Origin of the sequence: Streptomyces sp. CA-251247 (assembly GCF_050952975.1) — a bacterium.
GTDB classification, from domain to species: Bacteria; Actinomycetota; Actinomycetes; order Streptomycetales; family Streptomycetaceae; genus Streptomyces; species Streptomyces achmelvichensis.
Genome location: NZ_CP191861.1, coordinates 5,508,616 through 5,532,870, shown reverse-complemented (window position 1 = coordinate 5,532,870; position 24,255 = coordinate 5,508,616). Strand labels below are relative to the sequence as shown.

General features: G+C 71.6%; 22 protein-coding genes. 7 read left to right on the top strand and 15 right to left on the bottom strand.

The window, feature by feature from the left end; translation table 11 throughout:
* Positions 1–36: 36 nt before the first annotated feature.
* Positions 37–1,005, bottom strand: a complete 969-nt coding sequence (locus ACQPWZ_RS24665; protein ID WP_433572393.1) for a dihydrodipicolinate synthase family protein — start codon at positions 1,003–1,005, stop codon at positions 37–39.
* Between the two features lie 81 nt (positions 1,006–1,086).
* Here ACQPWZ_RS24665 and ACQPWZ_RS24660 point away from each other — a divergent pair, with 81 nt between their 5' ends.
* A complete protein-coding gene (locus tag ACQPWZ_RS24660; RefSeq protein ID WP_340475352.1) occupies positions 1,087–2,085 on the top strand; it encodes an LLM class flavin-dependent oxidoreductase in 999 nt (332 codons plus the stop codon).
* 21 nt (positions 2,086–2,106) lie between these two features.
* On the opposite strand, the gene ACQPWZ_RS24655 is transcribed toward ACQPWZ_RS24660, so the two are convergent.
* Genes ACQPWZ_RS24655 through ACQPWZ_RS24630 form a run of 6 tightly spaced genes read right to left on the bottom strand, consistent with a single transcriptional unit; the run spans position 2,107 to position 7,738 of the window.
* Positions 2,107–3,285 (bottom strand): DegT/DnrJ/EryC1/StrS family aminotransferase, encoded by a 1,179-nt coding sequence (locus ACQPWZ_RS24655; RefSeq protein ID WP_433572392.1) that lies wholly within the window; start codon positions 3,283–3,285, stop codon positions 2,107–2,109.
* Complete coding sequence (locus ACQPWZ_RS24650; protein WP_433572391.1) at positions 3,282–4,034, bottom strand: amidohydrolase family protein; 753 nt, start codon at positions 4,032–4,034, stop codon at positions 3,282–3,284. The genes ACQPWZ_RS24655 and ACQPWZ_RS24650 overlap by 4 nt, the downstream gene beginning before the upstream one ends.
* On the bottom strand, positions 4,031–4,732 hold the full coding sequence (locus ACQPWZ_RS24645; protein ID WP_433572390.1) for an amidohydrolase family protein: 702 nt from the start codon (positions 4,730–4,732) through the stop codon (positions 4,031–4,033). The genes ACQPWZ_RS24650 and ACQPWZ_RS24645 overlap by 4 nt, the downstream gene beginning before the upstream one ends.
* Positions 4,729–5,532, bottom strand: a complete 804-nt coding sequence (locus tag ACQPWZ_RS24640) for a carbohydrate ABC transporter permease (protein ID WP_313944142.1) — start codon at positions 5,530–5,532, stop codon at positions 4,729–4,731. Before ACQPWZ_RS24640 ends, ACQPWZ_RS24645 begins: the two co-directional genes overlap by 4 nt.
* Positions 5,532–6,479, bottom strand: coding sequence for a carbohydrate ABC transporter permease (locus ACQPWZ_RS24635; protein WP_383234396.1), 948 nt, complete (start codon positions 6,477–6,479; stop codon positions 5,532–5,534). Before ACQPWZ_RS24635 ends, ACQPWZ_RS24640 begins: the two co-directional genes overlap by 1 nt.
* Positions 6,476–7,738, bottom strand: coding sequence for an ABC transporter substrate-binding protein (locus ACQPWZ_RS24630; RefSeq protein ID WP_433572389.1), 1,263 nt, complete (start codon positions 7,736–7,738; stop codon positions 6,476–6,478). Before ACQPWZ_RS24630 ends, ACQPWZ_RS24635 begins: the two co-directional genes overlap by 4 nt.
* A 233-nt stretch (positions 7,739–7,971) precedes the next feature.
* Between ACQPWZ_RS24630 and ACQPWZ_RS24625 the strand changes: the two genes are divergently transcribed.
* Positions 7,972–8,256, top strand: a complete 285-nt coding sequence (locus tag ACQPWZ_RS24625) for a hypothetical protein (RefSeq protein ID WP_327680330.1) — start codon at positions 7,972–7,974, stop codon at positions 8,254–8,256.
* A gap of 129 nt (positions 8,257–8,385) precedes the next feature.
* Positions 8,386–9,705, top strand: coding sequence for an NlpC/P60 family protein (locus tag ACQPWZ_RS24620; protein WP_433572388.1), 1,320 nt, complete (start codon positions 8,386–8,388; stop codon positions 9,703–9,705).
* On the opposite strand, the gene ACQPWZ_RS24615 is transcribed toward ACQPWZ_RS24620, so the two are convergent.
* From ACQPWZ_RS24615 to ACQPWZ_RS24595, 5 genes are read right to left on the bottom strand one after another with little or no spacing between them, the layout of a single operon-like run.
* On the bottom strand, positions 9,657–10,913 hold the full coding sequence (locus ACQPWZ_RS24615; RefSeq protein WP_340475346.1) for a styrene monooxygenase/indole monooxygenase family protein: 1,257 nt from the start codon (positions 10,911–10,913) through the stop codon (positions 9,657–9,659). The two genes, ACQPWZ_RS24620 and ACQPWZ_RS24615, sit on opposite strands and share 49 nt — an antisense overlap.
* Before the next feature lie 20 nt (positions 10,914–10,933).
* On the bottom strand, positions 10,934–11,599 hold the full coding sequence (locus ACQPWZ_RS24610) for a GTP-binding protein (protein WP_433572387.1): 666 nt from the start codon (positions 11,597–11,599) through the stop codon (positions 10,934–10,936).
* Positions 11,580–11,981, bottom strand: coding sequence for a DUF742 domain-containing protein (locus ACQPWZ_RS24605; RefSeq protein WP_327680338.1), 402 nt, complete (start codon positions 11,979–11,981; stop codon positions 11,580–11,582). The genes ACQPWZ_RS24610 and ACQPWZ_RS24605 overlap by 20 nt, the downstream gene beginning before the upstream one ends.
* Positions 11,978–12,460, bottom strand: coding sequence for a roadblock/LC7 domain-containing protein (locus ACQPWZ_RS24600; RefSeq protein ID WP_340475343.1), 483 nt, complete (start codon positions 12,458–12,460; stop codon positions 11,978–11,980). Before ACQPWZ_RS24600 ends, ACQPWZ_RS24605 begins: the two co-directional genes overlap by 4 nt.
* A complete protein-coding gene (locus tag ACQPWZ_RS24595; protein ID WP_433572386.1) occupies positions 12,457–15,234 on the bottom strand; it encodes a sensor histidine kinase in 2,778 nt (925 codons plus the stop codon). The genes ACQPWZ_RS24600 and ACQPWZ_RS24595 overlap by 4 nt, the downstream gene beginning before the upstream one ends.
* Before the next feature lie 365 nt (positions 15,235–15,599).
* Here ACQPWZ_RS24595 and ACQPWZ_RS24590 point away from each other — a divergent pair, with 365 nt between their 5' ends.
* Positions 15,600–16,388, top strand: a complete 789-nt coding sequence (locus ACQPWZ_RS24590; protein WP_356705431.1) for a protein phosphatase 2C domain-containing protein — start codon at positions 15,600–15,602, stop codon at positions 16,386–16,388.
* A 341-nt stretch (positions 16,389–16,729) separates the two neighbouring features.
* On the opposite strand, the gene ACQPWZ_RS24585 is transcribed toward ACQPWZ_RS24590, so the two are convergent.
* Entirely contained in the window at positions 16,730–17,212 is a 483-nt protein-coding gene (locus tag ACQPWZ_RS24585; protein WP_433572385.1) for a MarR family winged helix-turn-helix transcriptional regulator, read from the bottom strand.
* Between the two features lie 232 nt (positions 17,213–17,444).
* Between ACQPWZ_RS24585 and ACQPWZ_RS24580 the strand changes: the two genes are divergently transcribed.
* Complete coding sequence (locus ACQPWZ_RS24580) at positions 17,445–18,296, top strand: lysozyme (protein ID WP_405572708.1); 852 nt, start codon at positions 17,445–17,447, stop codon at positions 18,294–18,296.
* A gap of 66 nt (positions 18,297–18,362) precedes the next feature.
* Here ACQPWZ_RS24580 and ACQPWZ_RS24575 read toward each other — a convergent pair whose 3' ends face one another.
* Both ACQPWZ_RS24575 and ACQPWZ_RS24570 read right to left on the bottom strand, forming a co-directional pair.
* Entirely contained in the window at positions 18,363–19,187 is an 825-nt protein-coding gene (locus ACQPWZ_RS24575) for a pentapeptide repeat-containing protein (protein ID WP_433572384.1), read from the bottom strand.
* A gap of 85 nt (positions 19,188–19,272) precedes the next feature.
* Entirely contained in the window at positions 19,273–22,113 is a 2,841-nt protein-coding gene (locus ACQPWZ_RS24570; RefSeq protein WP_433572383.1) for a M4 family metallopeptidase, read from the bottom strand.
* Between the two features lie 150 nt (positions 22,114–22,263).
* On the opposite strand from ACQPWZ_RS24570, the gene ACQPWZ_RS24565 reads away from it, so the two are divergent.
* Both ACQPWZ_RS24565 and ACQPWZ_RS24560 read left to right on the top strand, forming a co-directional pair.
* The gene (locus ACQPWZ_RS24565; protein WP_340475337.1) at positions 22,264–23,271 is read left to right on the top strand and encodes a helix-turn-helix domain-containing protein; all 1,008 of its coding nucleotides are present in this window, start codon (positions 22,264–22,266) and stop codon (positions 23,269–23,271) included.
* Positions 23,272–23,394: 123 nt separating this feature from the next.
* On the top strand, positions 23,395–24,213 hold the full coding sequence (locus ACQPWZ_RS24560; RefSeq protein WP_433572382.1) for a trypsin-like serine peptidase: 819 nt from the start codon (positions 23,395–23,397) through the stop codon (positions 24,211–24,213).
* Positions 24,214–24,255: the final 42 nt, after the last annotated feature.

Sequence of the window (24,255 nt, the reverse complement as noted above, 5' to 3'; positions counted from 1 at the left end):
GCGGTCGGCAGAGGCCGGGTGCGGTGCGGGCAGGCCTCAGTCCTTCTCCTGCGAGAGGGACTCCAGGCACCTGATGACCGTCGTCCGCTCCGACTCCGGCAGCCGCGGCCCGTACGGGTCGTGCGCGGCCGACTCGGGGAGCAGGCCCTCCCACACCGCCGCCCACAGCATCCGCTGCACATAGCCCTCGATCGGGGCGGTGAACGTGGCTTCGGCGAAACGGTCGAGGCGGCCCGACGCGCGGACGAACGCGGTGTGGTCGCCCGCCGTCCACGCGTCCAGGACCGCGTTCGTCAGACCCACGCGCGCCGCGGCGATGCCGACCAGGGCCGAGTCGGCGCCCCACAGCAGGGACGGGCCGAACATCCGGTCCTCGCCGGTCACGACGAGCTTTCCGCTGCCCTCGGCCGCGCGGATCGCGTCCTGGCACGCCATCGCGCGGTCCAGGGTGGCGAGCTTGACCCCCACGGCCGACGGCAGGGCCAGCAGCCGGCGGATCAGGGACGGCGGATAGGGGTAGCCGCCGGCCTCGCCGTGGAGGAAGAAGCCGAGCACGGGCAGCCCGCAGGCCTCGGCCACCCGCTCGTGCAGGCGTACGGCCTCCCGTTCGCCCTCGGGGCGTTCGGCGAACTGTGCCAGCGGATAGACCATGACCGCGTCGGCGCCCAGTCCGGCCGCCTGCACGGCCATGCCGACGGTGGCGTCCCACGCTTCCCGCAGGGTGGTGGCGCGGACCGATCGTGGCACCCCCACGCCTGCCACGATCGGTCCGTCGACCGTCTCCCGCCAGACACGCAGGACGTCCGCGCGGTCCGGTTCGCGGAGATGGAGACCGCGGCCGGTGTGCGCCCAGACGGCGACGCCTCCGATGCGTGCGGCCGCGATCCGCTCCGCGTAGCCGCGCAGCGCATCGAAGTCCACGACTCCCCGGGGATCCATGGGGGTCGCCACTGCGGGCACCACGGTGCCGCGCAGTCCGCGCACCAGGGTCTGGGTCGCAGACATGGGCGGTCTCTCCCGTCTGTTGCGGTCGTTCCCGACACGCTAGCCTTTACGGCCCGGACCGTAAAGGAAAGGCGAGCCAGAATGTCCCAGCGCCCCATGCGTCTCGGTCTGTACGTCAATCTCTACGCGGACCAGGCGGACCGGCCCCGGCTCGCCGATGCGGTGGAGCAGGTCCGGCTGGCCGAGCAGGCGGGTTTCGACTGGGTGGTGCTCGGCGAGCGCCACCTGCACCGGCCCGGATACCACGAGGCCGTCACCTCACTGGCGTATCTCGCCGCGCACACCGAGCGGATCGGGCTCGCCACCGCGGGGCTCATCGCGCCCGTCTACCAGCCCGTGTGGCTCGCGGAGACGCTGGCGCACATCGACGTGCTCTCGGGCGGCCGGCTCACGGCCGGGTTCGTCCTCGGCTACCGGCCGGAGGAGTTCGCGCTGTACGGCACCCGGCCGGGCGAGCGCGTCTCCCGGTTCGAGGAGTGCCTGGAGCTGGTGACCCGGCTGTGGACCGAGGACGAGGTGAGCCACGAAGGCCGCTGGACCTCGCTCGACAAGGCGTTCCTCTCGCCGCGGCCCGTGCAGTCACCGCGCCCGCGGATCTGGAACGGCGGGCGGGTCTCGGCGGTTCTGGAGCGCACGGCCCGCATGTGCGACGGCTGGACGACGTCCTTCAACGAACTGGACTCCGAACTTCCCGAGAAGATCGCGGAGTACCGCTCGTACCCACGCGGCGCGGCGAGCCTCGGCTCCGAGGTCATCGTCTGCCGCGAGGGTTTCGCCGCGGCCACCTCGCAGCAGGCCCGCGGTGCTCTGGAGGCGCCGCTGCGGGAGCTGTACGACGCGTACGGCGACTGGAAACGCACCTCGGCGGACGCGGCCCGCTACGCCCAGCAGTGGGACGACATCGAGGCGCGTTCGGTGATCGGCTCGGTGGAGCAGTGCGTGCAGCGGCTGGGGGCCTACGGCGAGATGGGCGCGGACGGGGTGGTGCTGCGCATCCAGCCGCCGGGGATGCCGCAGAAGGACGCGCTGGGCGCGATCGAGGCGTTCGGCACCGAGGTGCTCCCGCGGCTCAACGCCTGAGCACCGAGGTGATCACCCGGCTCAGCGCCTGAGCGGCCGTCTTCTGAAGGCGTGTTGGACCACCAGCGCGGCCTGCGCGATGTCCGCCATGGCCGCGTCGTCCGCCATCAGCATCGGCTGGCGGACCCAGACCACCGAGTCCTCGGCCGCCTCGGCGACCGGGCAGGGACGGATCGCCGCGGCGTAGGGCGCGAGGGAGGGCTCCCGGGTGAGGGAGCGGTACCCGGTGTCCAGCGGCACTCCCTCGGCGTTCATCGCGGCGAGGAAGACCGCCTTGGGGTGGCCGCCGAACGCGGCCGCCTCGTAGCGCAGCAGGGCGAGGTGCCGGGTGTGCCGGGTCGTCCCGGCGGGCTCGGGCAGGGGTGAGAGTCCTTCGACCTCGTCCAGCACCCGGGCGAGGGTGGCCGCTCGTGCCTCGCGGTGGTCGATCTGGCCCTCCAGCAGCGGGAGCTGGGGACCGAGGACGGCTGCCTGGAACTCCGTCATCCGCAGGTTCCAGCCCAGCTCCGGGTGTTCGTACCAGCCGTCGTCGGCACGGCGTCCGACGTTGTGCAGCGCCCACAGCCGTTCGTACACCCGGCGGTCGCCGGTGACGACGATGCCGCCCTCCCCCGCCGTCATCGCCTTGCTGGACTGGAAGCTGAAGCAGGCCGCGTCCCCGAGTGTCCCGGCGGGCCGCCCGTGCCGGCGGGCGCCGTGGGCCTGGGCGGCGTCCTCCACGACGGCGAGACCGTGGTGCTCGGCGGCAGTCCTCAGCGCCTCGGTGTCCGCGGGTGCGCCGGCGAGATGCACCGGCACGACGGCCCTGGTCCGCGGTCCGGCCAGCCGTGCGAGGGACGACGGATCGAGGTGCAGGGTGTCGGTGACATCGGCGATGACGGGCGCTGCCCCGGCGAGGACGACGGCTGTGGCCGTCGCGACGAACGTGTAGGCGGGCACGATCACTTCGTCCCCGGGCCGTACGCCGAGGGCCCTCAGCGCGAGGAAGAGCGCCACGGTCCCGTTCACCGTGCACACCCCGTGGGCGGCGCCGACGCCGGTGGCGAAGTCCTCGGCGAACCGCGCCACCAGGGAGTCCTCGCCATGGCCGGCGGTCGCTCCCCAGCGGCCGCCGTCGAGGACCCGCAGCAGTCGTTCGCGCTGCTCGTCGGTGGCCGGCGGTGGCCACTGCGGCCAGCCCTCGGTGCGTACGGGTGTCATCGCAGCCCCTGGAGCAGTCGGTTCATCGTGCCGTGCAGGATCTGCTGCCGGTCGGCGGCTGCGAGGCCCGCGAGCAGTACGCGCCCCAGTCCGACGCGCAGATCGAGGAAGACGGCGTCGGAGCCGAAGGCGATGCGTTCGGCGCCCGCCTCGGCGACGAGCCGGACGAGATGGCGTGCGGTCATCCGGGAGCCGCAGGTCTCCAGGACGAGGCTGGGGCAGCGCGCGGCCGCTTCGGCGGCGGGTGCGAAACCGTCCGTCCACAGGCCCGAGTGGCCCATCAACAGGGGCAGTTCGGGGTAGCGCGGCGCGACGGCCGCGAACCGGGCGGGGTCGGACCAGGCGGAGCGGTACTGACTGTGTGCGAGGACGATGCGCCCGCGCCCGGCGGCGATCTCGAAGGCGGGGGCGTACGCGGGGTGGTCGAGTGGGAGTTCGTGGACCTCGGGGTGGAGCTTGACGCCGATGACGCCCGGGGCCTCGAGGAGGTCCCGCAGCCGCTCGGGGGCTTCGGGGTCGTGCGGGTGGAAGACGGCGTAGCCGAGGAGGCGGCCGGGGTGGCGGGCGAGTTCCGCGAGCAGGAGGGCGTTGCCGGCGCGGGCGTCGGGGCCCACCGCGAGGAGGTGCGAGACACAGGCGGTGGTGACGCCGCAGCGGTCCATCACGGCCAGCAGGCTCCGCGCGGAGCCGTCGGTGACGGCGAACGCGGGCCAGCGTCCGAGGTGGCCGTGCGCGTCGATCACGCTCACGGGTGCTCGTCCAGCAGCCGCAGGGCGTTGCCGCCGGCGATGAGGGCCGTGTCGGACTTCGGCAGGTCCAGGGTGTCCAGTTGGTAGCGCGGTCCCGCGTCGTCGGTGACCGGGGCGCCCGTGCCGAAGAGGACACGCCGGGCGCCGTAGCGCGCGGCGAACCACTCGACCTGGAGGTGCCCGGCGAGTGTGGAGGTGTCCACGGACAGTTCCTCGTGGACGTCCATGAGTTCGGCGAGCTCCCGCATGCTGCGGTAGCCGGTGCCGGTGAGGACGATCCGCAGGGTCGGGCGGGCGTCGGCGAACCGGCGCACCTCGGCGGCGGTCACCGTCTCCCAGGCGAGCAGTACGGTGGCGCGCCTGCCCGCCAGTTCGGCCGCGAGCGCGAGGGAGTGCTCGCCGGTGAGGGACCAGCGGTGTTCGCCGGGGCACAGCCGCACCAGCCGCCCGGCGGGGACGTCACCGGTGCCGAGCGGGCCGGGGATCAGCACGGGCACCCGCCGCAGTCTCGGCCCCTGCGCCGCCGCCAGGGAGGCGTTGCCGTCCCGGGGGTCGCCGTACACGGCGTGCGTGTGCACCACACAGGCGCTGTCGATGTGCAGACGGTCGAGTTCCGCGGCCAGTCCCTCCGGGTCCCGGCTCGCCACCTCGTCGTACGGCAGCGGGCCGAGCATCCGGTTGATGTCGATGACGGTCACGACTTGAGGCCGGAGGTGGCGATCGAGTCCGTCAGATAGCGCTGGAGCAGCCCGAAGACGAGCAGACAGGGGATCACCGTGATGGTCGCGCCGGCCATGATCTGGTTGATGGTGACGTCCTGGCCGGCGAGCGTGGCGAGGCCCACCGTGAGGGTCCGCATGTCCGAGGACTGGCCGATGACGAGAGGCCAGAGGAAGTCGTTCCAGTGCCACAGGAAGACGAAGACACCGAGGGTGGCGAGGATCGGCCGGATCAGCGGGATCACGATGGTGGTGTAGATGCGCCACTCGGACGCCCCGTCGATCTTCGCGGCCTCGAAGAGCTCGTCGGGCAGCTGGTACATGAACTGCCGCATCAGGAACACTGCCTGGGAGTTCGCCAGCGTCGGCACGATCAGTCCCCAGTAGGTGTCCACCCCGCCCATCTTCGACACCAGGATGTAGTACGGGATCAGCGTCGCCTGGAACGGCACCATCAGGGTGGCCAGGAACGCCCAGAACAGCACCTCGCGGCCGGGGAAGCGCTTCTTGGCGAAGGCGTACCCGGCCATCGAGGAGAACAACAGGATGAGCACGACCGAGACGAGCGAGTAGATCAGCGAGTTCACCGCCCACTGGGTGACGTCGGCACCCTCCAGGACGTCGGTGAAGTTCTGCCAGGTGGCGCGGGTGATGTCCAGGGCCCCGGGCAGCGTCGAGCCCTCCGGCGGGGCGAACGCGACGAGCACCATGACCGCGAAGGGCGCCATGGTGACGAAGGCGACCAGGACCAGCAGCACGGGCAGTCTCAGCCGGCCCATCAGTCCACCTCTCTGCCGATGAGCCGGCGCTGGATGAGCGAGAAGATCAGGACGACGACGAAGAGCATCAGGCCGACCGCGCTGGCGTAGCCGAAGTCGAAGTACTTGAAGCCCGAGTCGTAGAGGAAGTAGACGAGCGAGTAGCTGGCGCGGACAGGGCCGCCGCCGGTCATCACGTACATCGCGTCGAAGACCTGGAAGGCCTGGATCGCCTCGATGACGAGGACGAAGAACAGCACCGGCCGCAGCATCGGCAGGGTCACCCAGCGGAAGCGCTGCCAGGCGCTCGCGCCGTCGACGGTGGCCGCCTCGGTGACCTCGCGGGGGATGGACTGGAGCCCGGCCAGCAGGATCAGCATGGTGTAACCGAAGCCCTTCCAGGCCGCCGTGGCGGCGATGGAGGGCAGGACGAGATTCTCGTCGCCGAGGAAGTCCACGGGTCCGAGTGAGATGGCGCCGAGCGCGGCGTTCAGCAGGCCGTCGTCGACCTCGTAGATCCACTTCCAGATGACGGCCGCCAGCACGATGCTGGTGACGTACGGCAGGAAGAACACCCCGCGGAAGAAGCCCCGCATCCAGACCGTGCGGTGCAGCAGCACGGCCGTGCCGAGGGCGAGGAGCACCGTCATCGGGACGTAGACCGCGGTGTAGATCGCGGTGACGCCGAGGCTCTCCCAGAACAGGGCGTCGCCGAACAGCCGGGTGTAGTTCCGGGCGCCGATGAACTCCCACTCGCCGCTGAGCCGGTAGTCGGTGAGCGAGAGGAAGGCGGCGCCGATCGTCGGCCCGAACCGGAAGACGATGAACAGCACCAGCATCGGGGCGATGAACGCGAAGCCCACGAGAGCCTCGCGCCGCCGCCCCTGACGCCGTCCGGGCCGGGGCGCGACACTCTCGTGCGCTTCGGTGGTGCGCGGGAGGGCCTTGCCCGTGGCCGCCTCGCTCAACGCTGCCGTGCCAGCAGGTCGTCGGCCGCCTTCGCCGCGTCGTCCAGCGCGTCCTTGGGGCTCTTCTTCCCGGTCAGCGCCGCCTGGATCTCAGGTGCGAGCAGACCCATCAGCTGGCGGGCCGCGGGGTTGGGCTCACCGGGTGAGACCGCCGCGAGCGCCGCTTGGTACTGCTTCGCGTACGGCGAGGTGTTCGGCACATGGACGTCCGTACGGGGCGAGAAGTAGCCGCTGGCCTTGCCGAGCGACTGGATCTGCTCAGGCTGGGTCATGAACTCCAGGAATTTCTGCGCGCCGTCCACATTCTTCGACTTGGCGTTGACGCTGAGGGCGCCCGGGATGCCGAAGGCGATCTCCTTGGCGGGGCCCTTCAGCGGAGCGCCCACGACGACGTTGTCCGCTCCCCAGGTCTTGGCGGCCAGTTCGGCGTCGGCGAGCACGACCGAGAAGCCCATGGCCGCCTCCTGCTTGCCGAGCGCGTGGTCGGCGAGGAGGTTGGTGTTCGTCATCGCGGACTTGGGGACCGAGCCGGCCTTCCACAGGTCGGTGAGGAAGGTGAGCGCCTCGACACCGGCCGCACTGTTGAACGCCGCCTTCTTGCCGGACTCATCGAACACGGTGCCGCCGGCCTGCCACAGCAGCGGGTAGAAGTTCAGGTTCAGCGAGGCCTCGGGGCTCGCCGAGTAGTCCAGTATGGCGACGCCCTTCTGCTTGAGCTTGGGGGCGGCCGCCTTGATCTCGTCCCAGGTGCCGGGTGGTGTGGCGACCCCCGCCGAGGCGAGCAGTTTCTTGTTGTAGACCGTGGTGGTGACGGTCTGGTAGATCGGCGCGCCGTAGATCTTCCCGTCCTGCTTCATCGCGGCCAGGGTCGCGGGCAGGAACTTGTCGGTGCTGTTCTTCAGCGCCGCGTCCACGGGCGTGATGGCGCCGCCGGCGGAGAACTGCGGGATCTGGTCCGGTGTGAGCAGGACGACGTCCGGGCCCTTGCCGCCGCCGAACGCGGTGGCGATCTTCTGGTCGCGGTTGTCCCACGGCTGCTGCTCGACGGTGAGCTTGGTCCCCGGTGCCGATTTCTCGAAGGCTTTCTCGATTCCGTCCCAGTAGGCCGCGTTGGCCTTGGGGTCGGCGATCACCGGGTACATCCAGACGGTGACGTCGTCCGAGTCGGAGCCCGAGCCGCCGCCCCCGCACGCGGAGAGCGAGGCGGCGAGCATGAACAGAGCGAGAGGAGCGGTGGCGCGCGTGAAGCCTGTCTTCATGGGGGCCTCCGGAAGGCCTGCTGAGAAGGGAGCGACGGGAGCCCGGCTGTTTCGGCCTGGGCCGAAAGTAGTCGCGGGGGATTTGGCCTGTCAATGAGTCAGGTACGGGGATCCGTTCGAAACAGTGCTCGGTGTCCGCCGGACGGGGCCCCCGGCCGCACTCCCACGGGTGCCGGCCGCGCCGTGGCGCGCCCGGTGACGGACGGGCCGGAGCCACGGGAGACACTGACCGGGTGAGAAGTGAGAACACCCCCTTCGTGGGCGGGCCGCTGGACGGTCGCGTACTGCCGATCCTGGTGGGACCGACCGGACATCCGCCGAAGTGGTACGAGGTCCCCGTGCCGGACGACGACGGCGCCCCGCCGACGGTGCACACATACCGGCGTGTCCCCTCCGGCTACACCAAGCGGCTCGGTCTCCAGCGGGGCTGGAAGTACGAGTACGCACCGGGCGGCAAGGAACGCCGTGAACTGAAGTGGCCCTGGTCGAAGCCCGGCCGCCGCCCCGACACGCCGTAGGGCGCGCGCACTCCCCCTCGACGGATGACGGCATTGCGCTGAATCGACCACTCGCAGCGCGCTCCGGCTTGTGCACACGCACGATCGGCTGTGGGGCGGAATGCCCACCCCGCAGCCGGAGGTGATGACGTGTCAGGCAGGTTGCTGCGCACGGTCTGCACGGCGGCCCTGGCCGCGGCGACGGTGATCGCGGCGGTACCGGCCGCGGCGGAACCCGTTCCGGATCCGCCGGGCGGGCACGCGGCCGGAGCGGTCGGGCCGGCGGACGGGACCGGCGACGAGCCGGTGGACGGCAGTGCGGACGATCCGCCGGACGAGACCGGAAGCCTGGAGACCGGGGGGCCGGAGGCCGGGAGGGACGACACGGCCGACACCTCCGGGAGCGCGGCGGGTGCGCCCACCACCGTCCCGCAGATGCTCACCCGGCTCCGGACGCTGTACGTACAGGCCGAGGAGGCCGGCGAGGCGTACAACGCCACCGAGGAGCAGCTCAAGGCCCAGCAGGCCCGGACCGCCGCCCTCGGCCGTGAGCTCGCCGCGGCCCGCAACGCGCTCGCCGACAGCCGCGGCGACGCCGGACGGCTCGCCCGCGAGCAGTACCAGGGCCGCTCCGAACTCTCCGCCTACGTCCGGCTCCTCCTCGCCCCCGATCCCCAGCACGCCCTGGACGAGGATCATCTGATGGAGCGCGCGGCCGCCGACCGGCTGGCGACCACCGACCGGCTGGAGAAGGGTGCCCGGCGGGCGTCCGCACTCGCGGCGGCCTCCCGTGCGGCGCTCGACAAGGAGCAGACCCTCGCCGCCCGGCAGAAGCGGGCCCGCGACACGGCGGCCGTCCGGCTGAAGGCCGTCGAGGAGATGCTCGCCTCGCTCTCCCCCGAGGAGGTCGCCGCACTGACCGCGCTGGAGGAGTCGGACACCGCTGAGGCGCAGGAGAAGATCCTCGCCTCCGGGGTCCTCGACGGGGAGCGAATGCCGACCGAGGAGGGCGGCAAGGCGCTGCGGTACGCGGTGGAGCAGATCGGCAAGCCGTATCTGTGGGGCGCGGAGGGCCCCGGCTCGTACGACTGCTCGGGGCTGACCTCCGAGGCCTGGGCGGCGGCGGGACGCGCCATTCCGCGCACCAGCCAGGACCAGTGGGAGGAACTCCCCAAGGTCCCTCTGCGCTCGCTGCGCCCGGGGGATCTGGTGATCTACTTCCCCGGGGCCACCCATGTGGCCCTCTATCTGGGCGACGGCATGGTCATCCAGGCGCCCCGTCCCGGGGCCACGGTCAAGGTCTCCCCCATCGCGGCGAACCCGCTGCTCGGCGCGGTGCGGCCCGATCCGAAGGGGAGCCCGCTGGAGGAGTACACCCCGCCGCGGCTCCCGGAGGGTGCCACGGCGGGGCCGGACACCGGCTACTCGGAGGCGGAGGCCCCGGAGGCTCCGGCGACCTCGGCCAGATAGGCCTCGGTGAGCGCGGGGTCGAAGAAGAAGTTCTCGAAGTCCGCCGGGTTGTTGAAGCCGTTGGCGAACCGGTCGGCCACGGGCTGCAACTGCCCCGCGGCGCCGATCAGGTTGAGCACGTGCTCCGGCGGGACGCCGAGCATGGCGTTCGTCCACTTGGTGACGTGCTGGGCCGTGTCCCAGTAGCGGTCGAAGGCGGACTGCATCCAGGCCTCGTCGAACGGCTTGTCACCGTGCTCGACGATCGAGGAGAGATACGCGGCCGCGCACTTGGACGCCGAGTTCGAGCCCTGACCGGTGATCGGGTCGTTGGCGACGACGACGTCCGCGACACCGAGGACCAGACCGCCGCCGGGCAGCCGGCCGATCGGGTTGCGCACCGTCGGGGCGTAACGGCCGGAGAGCGTGCCGCCCGCGTCGGTCAGTTCGACCTTCGTGGCCCGCGCGTACTCCCACGGCGTGAACTTCTCCATGAGTTCGAGCGTCAGGGAGAGATGCTCGGCCGGGTCCTTGATGCCCTGGAAGGCGTCGAGCGGGCCGCCGGGGATGCCCTCCCAGAACAGGATGTCGGCCCGTCCGCTGGTGGTGAAGGTCGGCATCACGAAGAGCTCGCCGACCCCGGGGATCAGGTTGCAGCGCACCGCGTCGAAGTCGGGGTGCTCCGGGCGCGGGCCGAGGCCGTGCACATAGGCGACGGCGAGCGCGCGCTGCGGGGCGTCGTACGGGGAGCGGGAGGCGTCCCGGCCGAACATGGAGACCAGTTCGCCCTTGCCCGCCGAGACCAGCACCAGGTCATAGGTGCGCGAGAAGAAGTCGAGGTCGGAGACGGCCGCACCGTGGATGACGAGCTGTCCGCCGCGCTGGGCGAACGTCTCCATCCAGCCGGCCATCTTCACCCGCTGGTCGACGGACTGGGCGATGCCGTCCAGCTTGCCCACCCAGTCGATCACCCGCTGGGACTCGGGTCCCGCGACGGAGACGCCGAGGCCCTCGATGCGCGGGGCCTGGGACTCCCAGAAGTTGATGCCCAGATCACGCTCGTGCTGGAGCGCGGTGTGGAACATGCACTGCGTCGACATGACCCGGCCGGAGCGGATCTCGTCGGCCGTGCGGTTGGACATCAGGGTGACCTCGTAGCCCTGCGACTGCAGGCCGAGGGCGAGCTGGAGACCGGACTGGCCGGCTCCGACTATGAGTATCTTCCGCATCGGGGAGTCTCTTTCGTCTGTCAGGACTGTTCGGGGGTTGCTTCGAGCGCGTGGGCGACCAGCGCGAGCAGCGATTCGATCACGGTGATCCGGCTGCGCGCATCCATGATCACAACCGGCACGTGCGCGGGCACCGTCAGGGCCTCCCGCACGTCCTCGGCCTCGAACAGCTCGGAACCCTCGAAGTGGTTGACGGCCACGATGTACGGCAGCCCGCTGCTCTCGAAGTAGTCGAGCGCCGGGAAGCAGTCCTGGAGCCTTCGGGTGTCGGCGAGGACTATCGCGCCGATCGCACCGCGCACCAGGTCGTCCCACATGAACCAGAAGCGCTGCTGGCCGGGTGTCCCGAACACGTACAGGACGAGGTCGTCGTCCAGCGTGATCCGGCCGAAGTCCATGGCGACGGTGGTGGTCGTCTTGTCGGGCGTCGAGGCGAGGTCGTCGGTCTCCTCGCTCGCCGTCGTCATCAGCGCCTCGGTCTGGAGCGGTGTGATCTCGGAGACCGCGCCGACGAAGGTCGTCTTGCCCACCCCGAAGCCGCCCGCGACCACGACCTTGGTGGCGGTGGGGGCACGGGTGTGGTCGAGCTGCCAGGCCTTGAGGCCGTCGTCGGTGGCCGGCGGCGGACCGGTCTCCGGCTCCGGGGCGGTCGGAGCGGTGAGCGTTTCAGAGGCGGCGGAGTCCACTCAGCACCCTTTCGAGCAGTGCGCGTTCGGGCCGTCCGGGCCCGTGCCCGGTGCCGTACACACGGATCTTTCCCTGGTCGGCAAGGTCACTGAGAAGGACCCGGACAACGCCCAGTGGCATCTTGAGGATCGCCGAGATCTCGGCGACGGTACGCATACGGCGGCACAGCTCGACGATGGCCTGGAGCTCGGGCATGACCCGCGAGGACAGGTCGCCCTGAGGCAGCTGTCTGCGTTCGGCGGGCGCCTCCAGCGCCGCGACAAAGGTCTCGACGAGCAGCACATGGCCGAAGCGGGTGCGGCCTCCGGTGAGGGAGTACGGGCGTACGCGGGCGGGGCGGCGGTTCTCGCCGCGCACCGGAAGTTTGCGGGCGGACGTCACTGGGAGCCCTCCAACGACTGGCGCAGTTCGCTGCGGAGTTCGGGGGTGAGGACGTGTCCGGCGCGGCCGACGAACATGCCCATGTGGTAGGCGACGACGGACATGTCGGAGTCGGCGTCGGCCTGGACGCCGAGCAGCGAGCCGTCGCTGATCGACATGACGAAGACACTGGCCTCCTCCATGGCGACCATCGTCTGTTTCACACCGCCGCCGTCCATCAGCCGGGCGGCGCCGATGGTGAGGCTGCCGATGCCCGACACGATGGTGGCGAGGTCGGCGCTGGAGCCGCGCGGACCCTCCCGGCGAGGGGCCTCGGCGGAGGCGGCGTTCTGTGCCGGGTCGGAGGACAGGAGCAGCAGTCCGTCCGACGAGACGACGGCGACCGAGCGCACGCCCGGCACCTCTTCCACGAGATTGCCCAGCAACCAGTGCAGATTGCGGGCTTCACTGCTCAGGCCGAACGTCCCGGTCGCAGTCAACTGCGTGCCTCCTCGACTGTGTCCCCCGCATCTTCTGTTGTTGTCCGTGGTGCGGTGCGCTCGATCTCCGCCTGCGCATCGCGGCGGCCCTCCTCGGCCGCCTGCTGGAAGCCGCCGAGCCTGCGGCGCAGGGCGTCGGCATCGACGCTGCCGGTGCGCTCGCCGGGCGTGGTGGCGGGCTGGACGACCTTGGGCGTCCGCTTGGGCAGGCCCTTGTCGGTGACGCGGTCCCAGACGGGCGCGGGCCGGTCGCCGGCGGGCTCCGGCCGGGCCTCGGGCTCTGCGGGCCGCGTCTCGGCGGGCCGCGCCTGAGTCTCGCCAGGGGCCTGGGCGGGGACCGGGGACGGAGCCTGCGCCGCGGGCTCCGCCGTCTCCGGCAGGCGCATCTCGAACGTCGCCTGGTCCGTGCCGAGGAGCTCCGGCTCACCGTCGGGCGTGCGCTCGTGCGTCTCCGCCTCCGCCTCCGCCTCGGCCGCCCGGACGGAGGCCTCCGCGGCCGCCACCAGCGGGTCGGCGGTGTGGGCGAGCTGTCGCGGACTGCTGGGCAGGGCGTTGGAGTTGGCCTCGGCGACCGAACCCGGCTGCTGGACCGCGGGCGTGGCGCCCGCCGTCCTCTCGGTGTGCTGCTCGGCCGGCGGCTCCTTGGGCAGCAGGCCCCTGGACAGCACGACGACCGCGGTGATGCCGCCCTGCTTCTGCTCCCGCAGCTGGACCCGTACGCCGTGGCGTGCGGCCAGCAGACCGGCGACCCGCAGCCCGAGGCCCTCGCCGTCCTTGCCCGGACGGGTCTCGTACCCCTCGGGGTCCTCCAGCCGCGCGTTGAGTTCGGCGAGCCGGCCACCGGTCATCCCTATGCCGCTGTCCTGCACGGAGAGCATCACCTCGCCGCTCTCCAGCAGCCAGCCCGAGAGCTCGACCTGGGCGTCCGGCGGGGAGAAGGAGGTGGCGTTCTCCAGCAGTTCGGCGACCAGATGGCTGAGGTCGTCGGCGGCGAAGCCGGCGACCTGGGCGTGCGGCGGCAGCGACTGGATGACGACCCGCTCGTACCGCTCGATCTCGCTGACGGCGGCGCGCAGCACGTCGACGAGGGGCACGGGGCCGGGGTTCGCGTGGCCGTGTTCGGCGCCGGCGAGGACCAGGAGGTTCTCGCTGTGCCGGCGCATGACGGTGGCCATGTGGTCGAGCTTGAAGAGGGTGGCGAGCCGCTCCGGGTCCTGCTCGCGGTCCTCCAGCTTCTCGATCACGCCGAGCTGACGCTCCACGAGGCCCAGGGTGCGCAGCGAGAGGTTGACGAAGGTGTGGTCGATCGTCGTGCGCAGCCGGGTGAGTTCGGCGGTCAGCTCCTCGGTGCGCTGCTGCAGTTCGGCGCGGCCGGTGGCGAGTTCGGCGGCCAGGTCGTCGCGGGCACCGGCCAGGTCGCCGCGGTCGCCCTCCAGCCGCTCGGCGCGCAGGGAGAGGTCGCTCAGCTTGCCGTGCAGGGTGTTGAGCGACCGTACGACCTGGGCGAACTCGTCGTTGCGGCCGGTGAAGCGTACGGGCTCCTCCACCTCGGGGGCCGCCGCGAGGCGGGCCGCGCCGATGCGCAGGACGGCGAGCGGCCGGGTGAGGGTCCGCGCGACGGCCGAGGAGACGCCGATGGCGAGGATCAGCAGACCGCCGACGAGGGCGATCTGGAGTTCCAGGGCGGTGACGTCGTCGTCCCGCAGCTTCTCGAAGCTGGTGATCCGGCCGGAGGCGAGGGAGGACTCGACGCTGCGCATCTGCTCGATGCGGGCGGTCAGCGAGGCCTCGACCTTCTCGTGGTCGGACTTGCGCTCGCCCTTGGAGAGCACCGGCTGGTCCGTCAGTCGGGCGAGATAGCCCTCGGCGGTCTTGATCTCGGGTCCGGTGACGGTGGCCGCCAGCGAATCGCGGGCGTCCTTGCCGGCGGCCTGGTCGAAGTCGGCGAGGGCGGCGAGTTCGCGTACGCGGGCCTGCTGGGCCGCGCCGCTCAGGCCGTTGCGCAGGGCGTCGCCCGGCGCGTCGGCCTGCTCCTCCTCGACGGGCAGCCCGGTGATCGGGTCGATGGTCTCGGTGGTGCCCTTGCCCGGCACGGCGAGCGCGGCGAGCAGCAGCCCGCGGGTGGCGGACGCCTGCTCGACGGCGAGCCCGAGTTCGGCGGGCGCGCGGGTGTCGCCGCCCGACGCGGTCCGGGACGCCCCCCAGGCGCGCGGCGGGGTCTTCTCGGTGAGTTCGTCGGCGACCGCGTGCAGATGGGCGATGACGCCGGAGTACGCCCGGTGGGCCTCGGTGGCGGTGCCCTTGCCCGTCAGGGCGGTGCGGCGCACGGAGGGCACGGCGGCCAGTTCGCGCCGCAGTCCGGCGTGGTCGCCGGAGATGAGGCTGCCGATCTCGTCGATCTGCCGGTCGACGCGGGCGCTCGTACTGTCGGAGACGACCCGCCGGTCCTTCTCCTCGCCCTTCTGGTCCTCGCGTCCGGCCGCGATGTACGAGGTGACCTCGTCGCGCTCGTCGGCGAGCGAGTGGGCGAGGGTGACGGCCTCGCGGTTGAGGCCGGCGAGGGTGACCAGGCGCTGGGACTCGGTCAGTTCGGCGGAGGCGTTCAGGATGCCGGGCGTGCCCGCGGCGATGACGACGAGGCCGACGACGGCGACACCCGCGACCAGCCGGTTGCGCACCCGCTTCGTGCGGCCGCGCGCGACAGGGTCCGGCGAGGTCTCCTGTGCCGGGAACGTCTCAGGGACCAGGGGGGCCTGAGGCCGCTTCTTCTGCACCGGTGCTCGCAATCCTGCTTGACTTGTCCGCCCTTGCAGCAGAGATGACGACCGGTCACACGCGAGTTCCCGCCCCCTGCACGGCTTCAGACCATTGCAGTGCTCCTGGGAGGGATGCGCGCATCGGCCGCTCCGCCACCTGAACGAGTGAACAGCAATCCGGAGTTGGCAAACAACTCGCGCCGGTCGCCGGATCGGCCCTCTCCGGTCGGCCGGCTGGATCTTCCGGCCGGGCTTTGGCAGGATGCGCGCCCGCAGCTTCGCCGCCCGGCGGCCCGTCACCGAGGAACATGCCCTGACCTGCCGGTACGCGGCATTTCGGCAGGGGTGCAGGCATCGTGAACGAGTCGTGCAGACTGGGGATCATGCGTATCGAACTCGCGACCGCACCCGGCTCGCCCGAACACCCCAACGAGGACTGGGCGTCGGTCGCCCTTCCCGCCTCGGGCCAGGGGGGAACGCTGGTGGTGCTGGACGGTGTGACCCCGCCGGTGTCGGGCTTCGGGTGTGTGCACGGGGTGCCGTGGTTCACCGCACGGCTCGGCGGCGCGCTGGTCGAACTGTCCGGTTCACTCCGGGATATGACACTGGCCGATGCGCTCTCGGCGGCAATCCGGCGCACCGCCGACGCCCACCGCGACACCTGTGACCTTTCTCACGTGCGTACGCCGCAGGCCACCGTGGTGATGGTGCGCTGGGGCGGCCCGCACGACGACGTCGAGCATCTGGTGCTCTCCGACTCGGCGCTGCTGCTGGAGTCGCCCGACGGCCAGGTGCGGGCGGTACTGGACGACCGCATCGACCGGCTGCCGCGGGAACAGCTGCGGACGCACGCCACGGCGGACCTCCTGCGCAATGCGGAGGGCGGGTTCTTCACCGCCGCGGCCGACCCGGCCGTGGCCGCCCGCGCGGTGACCGGCCGGACGCCCCGGTCCGAGGTCCGCGCGGTGGCCGCGCTGACGGACGGCGCCTCCCGGTGGGTCGACATGTTCGCCGAGGGGAGCTGGACCGAGTGCGTGGCGCTGCTGCGCAAGGAGGGGCCGCAGGGCCTGATCGACCGGGTCCGGACGATCGAGGCGGCGGCAGAGGAGCGTACGGAAGTGATCCGCTGGAAGCTGCACGACGACGCGGCGGTGGTTTTCGCGGAGCTCTGAGCGGGACCGGGCCACCGGTCCGATGCACCCGGGTCGGGCCGCCGGTCCGATGCGCGCCGGGGTCGGGCCGCCGGTCCGATGCGCGCCGGGGTCGGGCCGCCGGTCGGCGAGCGGGCGCCCGCCACTCGTTCGGCCGCTTCAGGCGGCCTGGGGACCGCCACCCGTTCGGCCGCCGCAAGCAGCGGCGGCAGGCCACCCGTTCGGCGTCGGCAGACACCGCGGCCCCCGCCACCCGTTCGGCGGCGCCGGGCGGCAGGCCCAGGCCGTCCGCCGGCAGCGGCGACCCGCCACCCGTTCGGCGTCGGCGGTCATCCCATCGGCCGAGCGGCCGAGGACGAAATCTAGCTCTCCGCCCGCGCGTTCAGCTGATGGAGCAGCCTCGCCAGCTCCGCGATCTCGCCGCGGTCCCAGCCCGCGAGCTTGCGGACGTAGCGGTCGCGGCGGGCGTCCCTCACTCGGCGGAACCGCGCGAGACCTTCTTCGGTGAGCCGGACGAGTGACGCGCGGCCGTCGGCCGGATCGGGCTCGCGGGTCACCAGCCCGAGCTCCTCCAGGGCGTGCAACTGCCGGCTCATCGTCGCCTTGCCGACGCCGAAGTACACCGCGAGATCGGTCGCGCGCTGCGGCCCCGTCTCGTCGAGCCGGACGAGCAGACCGTAGGCAGCGGGCTCCAGTTCGGGGTGGACCTCGCGTGCCATCTCGCCGGAGGACGCCCTCGCCCGGCGCAGAAAGACCGCCAACTCCCGCTCCAGGGCCAGGAATTCGTGGTCCACGCCGTTGTCGGCCTGCGGGCCCGCTTCCCCGCTCGTACCGCTTTTGTGCACGTCAGCACCCCTCGCGCGCTTTCCCGATCCCGGATTTTGCTTCCAGCGATTCACACGTTCGCTGCTCCGTCAGTATTTCGCAGGCGTAGACCGATGGCAGCTCCCCACCCCTGACCCTCCGGGCAGGTCTACGTGCGTAGCTTTCCGCATGGCATGTCCACACCATATGGCTGGAGCGGGCGCCTGCCGGCACGTCCTCAGGTCCCCCACCGAGATCTTCGGAGGCACGCTTGTGCCCGTGCAAAGATCCGGAACGACCGTTCCCCTCCGCCCCGCGAGGAGATCCCGCCGCTCCCTCATCGCAGTGTCCGGCGCACTCCTCGCTGTCCTTTCCCTCCTCTTCACCCTCCCCGGCACCGCCGGCGCCGACGACGTCCCCCCTCGGGGCTCCGCCTATCTGGGCATGGGCGTCATCGCGCACGACGGCCAGGGAGGACTGCCGCGCAGCAGCCGCGCCGCCCAGTCGGAAGGCGTCGACGTCTCCAGCCACCAGGGCAACGTCGACTGGCCGACGCTGTGGAGCAGCGGTGTGAAGTGGGCCTACGTCAAGGCCACCGAGGGCACCTACTACCGGAACCCCTACTTCACCCAGCAGTACGGCGGTTCGTACGACATCGGGATGATCCGCGGCACGTACCACTTCGCCACGCCCGACAGGACGACCGGTGCCGCCCAGGCCGACTACTTCGTCAGCAACGGAGGCGGGTGGTCGCAGGACGGCCGCACCCTCCCCGGCGCGCTGGACATCGAGTGGAATCCCTACGGCGACGCCTGCTACGGCAAGTCCCCGGCAGGCATGGTGACCTGGATCGGGGACTTCCTGAACCGCTACAGGGTCCTCACCGGCCGGGACGCGGTGATCTACACCGCCACCACCTGGTGGACCCAGTGCACCGGCAACTACGCCGGCTTCGGCGCGAGCAATCCGCTGTGGATCGCGCGCTACAACACCACCCCCGGCACCCTCCCCGCCGGCTGGGACACCCACACCATGTGGCAGTACACCTCGTCCGGACCGACCGTGGGCGACCACGACCGTTTCAACGGGGCGTACGACCGGGTCGTGGCCCTCGCGAACGGCTGACCCCTGTACCGTCCGGCAACCGCCGGAACGGCCCTGCGACCGCACCGCCCCGCGTGTTCCCTGGTCTCAGGACCAGTGCGCGGGGCGGTCGAGTGTTCCCGGCAGCCTGGTGGAGGCATCGCCCCGGGCCGCGTTCAGCTGCGGCTGGGTGACGAAGAAGCTGCCGGTCAGGTCCGCCCCCGACAGGTCCGCGTCCCGCAGGTCCGCCCCGATCAGGTCGGCGAGGCGCAGATCGGCGCCACCGAGGTCGGCGGCGATGAGATACGCGCCGCGCAGGCTCGCTCCCCGCAGGTCCGCACCCCTGAGCCGGGCGCCCATCAGGTCCGCTCCCCTGCGGTCCTTCTTCCGGCGGCCCGCTCCGGCCCGTACCAGCTCGCTGGTGCGCAGCAGGACCACGTTGATCCGCTGCCGGTGCGCCGCCACGTCCAGTTCCGCGAGGGCGTCGGGCCCGAGATCGGTGAGCGCCTCGGTCTCCGTCAGCAGGCCCCGGATCTCGCCGTGCAGGGAGCGGGCCGGCTCCAGGGTGAGCGCCTCGTTCAGATACCAGAGCAGCTCGTGGAGCTGACGGACGACGGGGAACACCGCGAACATCTGTGCGGCCGTGTCGGGGGCCGACCGCCAGTCCTTGCCGCCGAAGGTCGTCAGGGAGACCTTCTGCCCGGCGCCGAAACAGTCGTAGACCGTGCAGCCGGTGAAGCCGCTCGGCCGCAGCCGGGTGTGGATGCCGCAGCGGAAGTCGGCGGCGAGGTTGGGGCAGGGGGTACCGGCGTCCTTGTCCAGCGCGAAGTCCGCGGACCGGGTGAAGGGCAGGGCCACACAGCACAGCCCGAAGCAGTTCCCGCAGTCCGCCCGCAGCTCGCCGTTCCCGGCCGGTCGGGACGTCGTGTTCATCGCTCCATTGTGGCGGACCGGGCGGGACCCCCGGCGCACGGGCGCCGGGGGTCCCTCTGTCCGTCATGTCATCCGTGCGAGCAGGTCAGCCGCACTGACCCGCGGGACGGTCCCTGCTGACCAGGTCGGTCCAGCCGGTGGTTCCGTCGATCCAGACCACCTGACGGCCGGAGACCGCGGCCGGGGAGATCTGCTCACCGCGGTTGCAGGACAGCCGCTCCTGCTGTGAGCCGTCGGTGGTCAGCTGCCAGATCTTCGGCAGCGTCTCGTTGCGCAGCGCCAGGTCGGGCAGCTGGCTGTTCACCGTGACGGCGGTGTCGGAGACCGTGAGGTCGAAGGAGACCAGCGCCTTCGGCTTGCGCTCCGAACTGATGTCGACCGTGCCGGTGCCGTCCAGCGCCGACCTGCGGATGCCCATCTGGCCCTCGTCGTTCAGGTTCTCGTCCACGAGCCAGAAGGCGTGGGTCGCGTTCACCCCGGTCTGTCCGAGGACCTGCGGCTCGCCGAGCTGCTGGGCCAAGGTCGCCTTGCCGGTCTTCAGGTCGAGGATCTCGACGCCGAGCTTGTAGTCGTCCGGGGTCGGATACAGCTTGGCGTAGGAGAGCTTGCCGTTCCTGATCGCCGGCAGGGCGGTCAGGATGTCGAAGCCGCCGCCGTCGACGAGCGTGGGCCGGGTGTCCCCGGGACGCAGATAGCTGACATGGCGGTCGCCGAAGATGCCGGACGTCTCGAAGACGACGACACCGTTCTCCACCCGCAGTCCGCTGATGCCGCTGAACGAGGTGTAGAGCTTCTTGATCGGCCCGCCGGCGACCGGCCGGGACAGGATGTCCAGGCTGGTGGTGCCGTACGCCGCCCACACGACGGTCTTGCCGTCGGTGGCCGGGTAGACGTGGTAGCGGCCGTCGTTCGGACTGACCGGCTTCGCCGCGCCCTTGCCGTCGGTGCGGCCCGTGTAGACGGAGTACGGCTCCGAGCCGTCGTCGTTGGACTGCGAGACGACCCACTGGCCACCGCCGGCCTGGGCGCCGGTGCCGGTGGTGTTGATCTTGCCCAGCAGCTGGTCGGAGTCGACGCCGAGGGCGTCCTCCCAGCCCGCCACGATGCCGTGGGCGTTGAAGGAACGCTTCACGGCGTTCAGCTGCTTGGCGTTGACGCCCAGGTCCTTGGCGGCGGCGAGGACGGCGTTGCGGCCGTCGGTGAAGCCGTCGAGGGGGGTCAGGTACTCCGCGAGCGCCTTGTAGACGATCCGGTCGGCGAGTTCGCCGCCCACGTCCTGGCGCAGGTCCCACAACGCGCCGGAGAAGATCGTGGAGTTGAGGTGCACTCCGCCGTTGTCGGTGGAGTAGGTGACCCCGAGGAAGTTCTTCGAGGTCTGCGCACCGTCGTTGAGGTCGCGCAGCGCACAGGCGCGGGGCGCCGCCGTACGGCAGAGGTCCTCGCCGATCAGACCCGAGTCCGGGTCGTCCATGGAGGCGCCGGACGCGGCCAGGTCGATGGCGTTGCCGAAGTAGTCGGCGATGGCCTCGTTGAGGGCGCCGGACTGGCCCGCGTAGACCAGGTTGGCGGTGTTCTCCACGACGCCGTGGGTCATCTCGTGGCCGACCACGTCGAGGTCGGCGGAGAGGGGCTTGTACTCCTCGTCGCCGCCGCCGTAGACCATCTTCTGGCCGTCCCAGAAGGCGTTGACGTACGGGAAGCCGAAGCTGGTGACGCCGACGAGGGAGTTGACCGTCATCCCGCGGCCGTCGAGGCTGTCGCGGCCGTGGGCGTCGCGGTAGTAGTCGTAGACCCGGCCGGCGGCCCAGTGGGCGTCGACCGCGCCCGCGTCGGTGGCCTCCTTGCCGACGTCCTTCGACGGGTCGGCGAACTCCTTGATGCCGCCGGGCCAGACGCCCAGGACGTCATTGACGTCCAGTTGCCGCGCGTCCCAGGTGGTCAGCGTGTTCTTGCTGCCGGCCGCCATGCGCTCGGTGTCGCTCATCAGGTACTTGGCGGCGTTCCCGTCGAAGACGAGATTCAGGCCGACCTTGGTCCCGTCCAGCTTGACGCCCGTGCCCTCGCTGCCCGGGATCGCGTCCGCCGTGGCGGAGCCGGCTCCTCGCGCGGCCGCCTTCGGGCCCGTGCCCGACGCGCCGTTGCGCTGCTCGGCCAGCGTCTTGATGCTGCTGAACTGCAGGACCGGATAGCCGGCGCGGGCGTCGATGAAGACCTGCTGGAGCACGGGTTCACCGGTGGTGGGGTTCGTGCCGCGCACGGTCACCTGGTGGGAGAGGACGCCCTCGCCCCGGGGAATCACCACGAGGCCCGCGACCGAGCCGGTGAGTGCGGCCGCGCGGGCGGAGGTGGCGCCCTTGGCGCGGATGGCGTCCGCCTTGCTGAGCGTCTTGCCGCCGAGCCGGGCCGCCGTCGCGGCGACCGCCCGTCGCACCGCGGTCTCGTTGCTCACCGTGGCCGTGGTGCCGGTCTTCAGACCGGTGAAGTACTTGCCGGACGTGCCGGTGACGACCCGCTTGCCGCCCTGGTGCTCCATGCGGACGACGTACTGCCCGCCGAACACCGGTATCCCGTGGTGCTTCTGCTGGAGCCGTACGGCTTCTTCCTTGCCGCGCTCGACGGTCGCGACCGGAGCGAGGTCGCGCCGGGCGTCCGCGATCCGGTAGCGGCTCTCCTTGGCGTCCAGATGGCCACGGGCCGCGTCCGCGGGGCTCGCCTTGGCGTCCGCCGCCTCCCTGATGCCGTCGACGAGCGACGGGGTGGCCGTTCCTGCCCCCGGCAGGACGTCGGCGGGCGGTGCGGCCACCGGCGGGGTGGCCGCCTGAGCCGGTACCGCCGTCAGCAGCAGCCCTGCCGCGCCGAGCAGCGCGGCGAGACCGGTCCCCCTGGTAACTCCCGGTCTCCGTGTGCTTGTTCTGGCCTTGCGCACAGTTCGTACCCCTCCCACGTGCTGGTCAAGCCGTAAAGGTGGTCATGGCCATGCAACCTGTGAGGCGCCAACCGATCAATGTGGTCGACGTGTTGACAAGTGGACACGCACACTTGTGTGGTCCGTGAAGACAAGGTGAGAATCCGATGCATGAGCGAGGGGGAACTGCAGACCCTCGGCCTGGGGGCCGCCGAGGAACGCACCTACGAAGCACTGCTCAAGGAACGGGGACTCCAAGCGGAGGAGCTGGCCCGTCTCCTGGGACTGCCACGCGACCGTCTCGACCTGGCGCTCGGGCACCTCGTCGAGCACGGACTGGCCGTCCCGGCCGACGGGGACGGCGCGCTGCCGCATCCGGCGGCGCCCGCCGCCGCGATCCGTACGCTCATCCACCGCCGCCAGGCCGAACTGCATCTGCGCTCGGCCGAGCTGGAGCGATTACGCATGACCGCGGACCGGATCGCCGGACGGCTGATGTCCGGCTCACCCACCGCCCCGGAGGGCGGGATCGAAGTGGTGACGGGACCGCGGGCGATCGGCGAACGGGCGGAGTACCTGCTGGCGTCGGCGGAGCGCGAGGTCGCGATCCTCGACCGCCCGCCGTATGTGAAGGGCCCGCGCGACGGCAGTGCCGGGCAGGCCGGGCTCGGTATCGAAGCACTCCTCGACCGCGGGATCGAGGTACGGACCGTCCTGGACCGGGACGGACTCGCGACACCGGGCCGGATGGGCTCGGTGGCCGGTCTGGTCGAACGGGGACTGCGGGCCCGGGTCACGACCGCCGTCCCCACCAAACTGATCTGTGTGGACCGCCGGATCACCCTGCTCCCGCCGACCGACGCGGCGGACCCGAGGGCCACCGCCCTGGTCATCGGCGACGCCCTTCTGCACAACGCGCTGGTCCCCCTCTTCGAGACGGTCTGGGAACGCGCCACGCCCCTCGGCGGCCCGGACGGCGAGGACTGCGCGCTCCCGAAGGCACAGAAGGAACTGCTCGGTCTGCTCGCGGCCGGCCTCAAGGACGAGGCGATCGCCCGCCGGCTCGGGGTCCATGTGCACACCGCCCGCCGCAGAATCAGCCATTTACTGGCGACGCTGGGCGCGGAGACCCGCTTCCAGGCGGGCGCGCAGGCGACGCTGCGGGGCTGGCTGGACTGACGGAGCCGGGGCCGGCGCGGACCGCCGCGTGGAGAGGCACTCGTGGAGAGGCGCTCATGGAGTGTGATCGCCGGCTCTGCCGTGATCACTGGACTCACCGCCGTCGGCGGGCAAGATGGCCTGATGACGTGGTTCGCTCTCCCGAAGAGACTGCCGAGGTGGCCGGCCGTCGCGCTGCTCACGGCCGTCACGGCGTGCGGTGGTCCGGTCTCGGCCACTCCCGACACGGGTGGCGGCCGCTCGCCCCTGCCGCCGGGACCCTCGCCGCAGTCGTCGGCGGCGCCGTTCGCCGGGCCGGCCTCCGCCGGAGTGCTGCTCGACGAGGACGGCGTGCACTACTGCTCCGCGAGCGTCGTGGACAGCCCGCGGGGCAATGTCGTCGCCACCGCGGCCCACTGCGTCTTCGAGTACGGCAGCTACATGGAGAACGTCACCTTCGCCCCCGGCTTCGCCGGCCCGGGCAACGGCAAGGCGCCCTACGGACGGTGGAAGGTCCGCGCCATCCAGGTCGACGACCGCTGGCGCAGGAACACCGACGCCTCGGATGCCGTCGACTACGCCTTCCTCACGCTCGAACCCGATGCGAAGGGCCGCGACGTCCAGGACGTCGTGGGCGGCACCCCCGCCGACTGGGCCTCCTCGGCCGAACGCCGGGTGACGGTCGTCGGTTACCCCAACGCGGAGCACAACCCGCAGAACCGGCCCATCTCCTGCACCACCGACACCCGGCAGGACCCGGAGCTGGACGTGTCGCTGCTGATGGAGTGTGCCGGTTTCTGGGACGGCACGAGCGGCGGCCCCTGGCTCGCCGACTACCGCAACGCCGAGCACCCGGGCCGGATCATCGGCGTGACCAGCGGCGGACAGACGGACCGCGAGTCGACGGCGGTCCGCTTCACCGCGGATGCGCGCAGGCTGTACGACAAGGCGGCGAAGGCCTAGGGCCTCGCGTTTGGATCTTGCCGGGCGGACAGCACGGAGCCC

Excerpts from the sequence above, each read along its gene's own strand:
- ACQPWZ_RS24665 (WP_433572393.1), bottom strand. The coding sequence starts at position 1,005 with ATGTCTGCGACCCAGACCCTGGTGCGCGGACTGCGCGGCACCGTGGTG.
- ACQPWZ_RS24660 (WP_340475352.1), top strand. The coding sequence starts at position 1,087 with ATGTCCCAGCGCCCCATGCGTCTCGGTCTGTACGTCAATCTCTACGCG.
- ACQPWZ_RS24655 (WP_433572392.1), bottom strand. The coding sequence starts at position 3,285 with ATGACACCCGTACGCACCGAGGGCTGGCCGCAGTGGCCACCGCCGGCC.
- ACQPWZ_RS24640 (WP_313944142.1), bottom strand. The coding sequence starts at position 5,532 with ATGGGCCGGCTGAGACTGCCCGTGCTGCTGGTCCTGGTCGCCTTCGTC.
- ACQPWZ_RS24630 (WP_433572389.1), bottom strand. The coding sequence starts at position 7,738 with ATGAAGACAGGCTTCACGCGCGCCACCGCTCCTCTCGCTCTGTTCATG.
- ACQPWZ_RS24615 (WP_340475346.1), bottom strand. The coding sequence starts at position 10,913 with ATGCGGAAGATACTCATAGTCGGAGCCGGCCAGTCCGGTCTCCAGCTC.
- ACQPWZ_RS24590 (WP_356705431.1), top strand. The coding sequence starts at position 15,600 with ATGCGTATCGAACTCGCGACCGCACCCGGCTCGCCCGAACACCCCAAC.
- ACQPWZ_RS24575 (WP_433572384.1), bottom strand. The coding sequence starts at position 19,187 with ATGAACACGACGTCCCGACCGGCCGGGAACGGCGAGCTGCGGGCGGAC.
- ACQPWZ_RS24565 (WP_340475337.1), top strand. The coding sequence starts at position 22,264 with ATGAGCGAGGGGGAACTGCAGACCCTCGGCCTGGGGGCCGCCGAGGAA.
- ACQPWZ_RS24560 (WP_433572382.1), top strand. The coding sequence starts at position 23,395 with ATGACGTGGTTCGCTCTCCCGAAGAGACTGCCGAGGTGGCCGGCCGTC.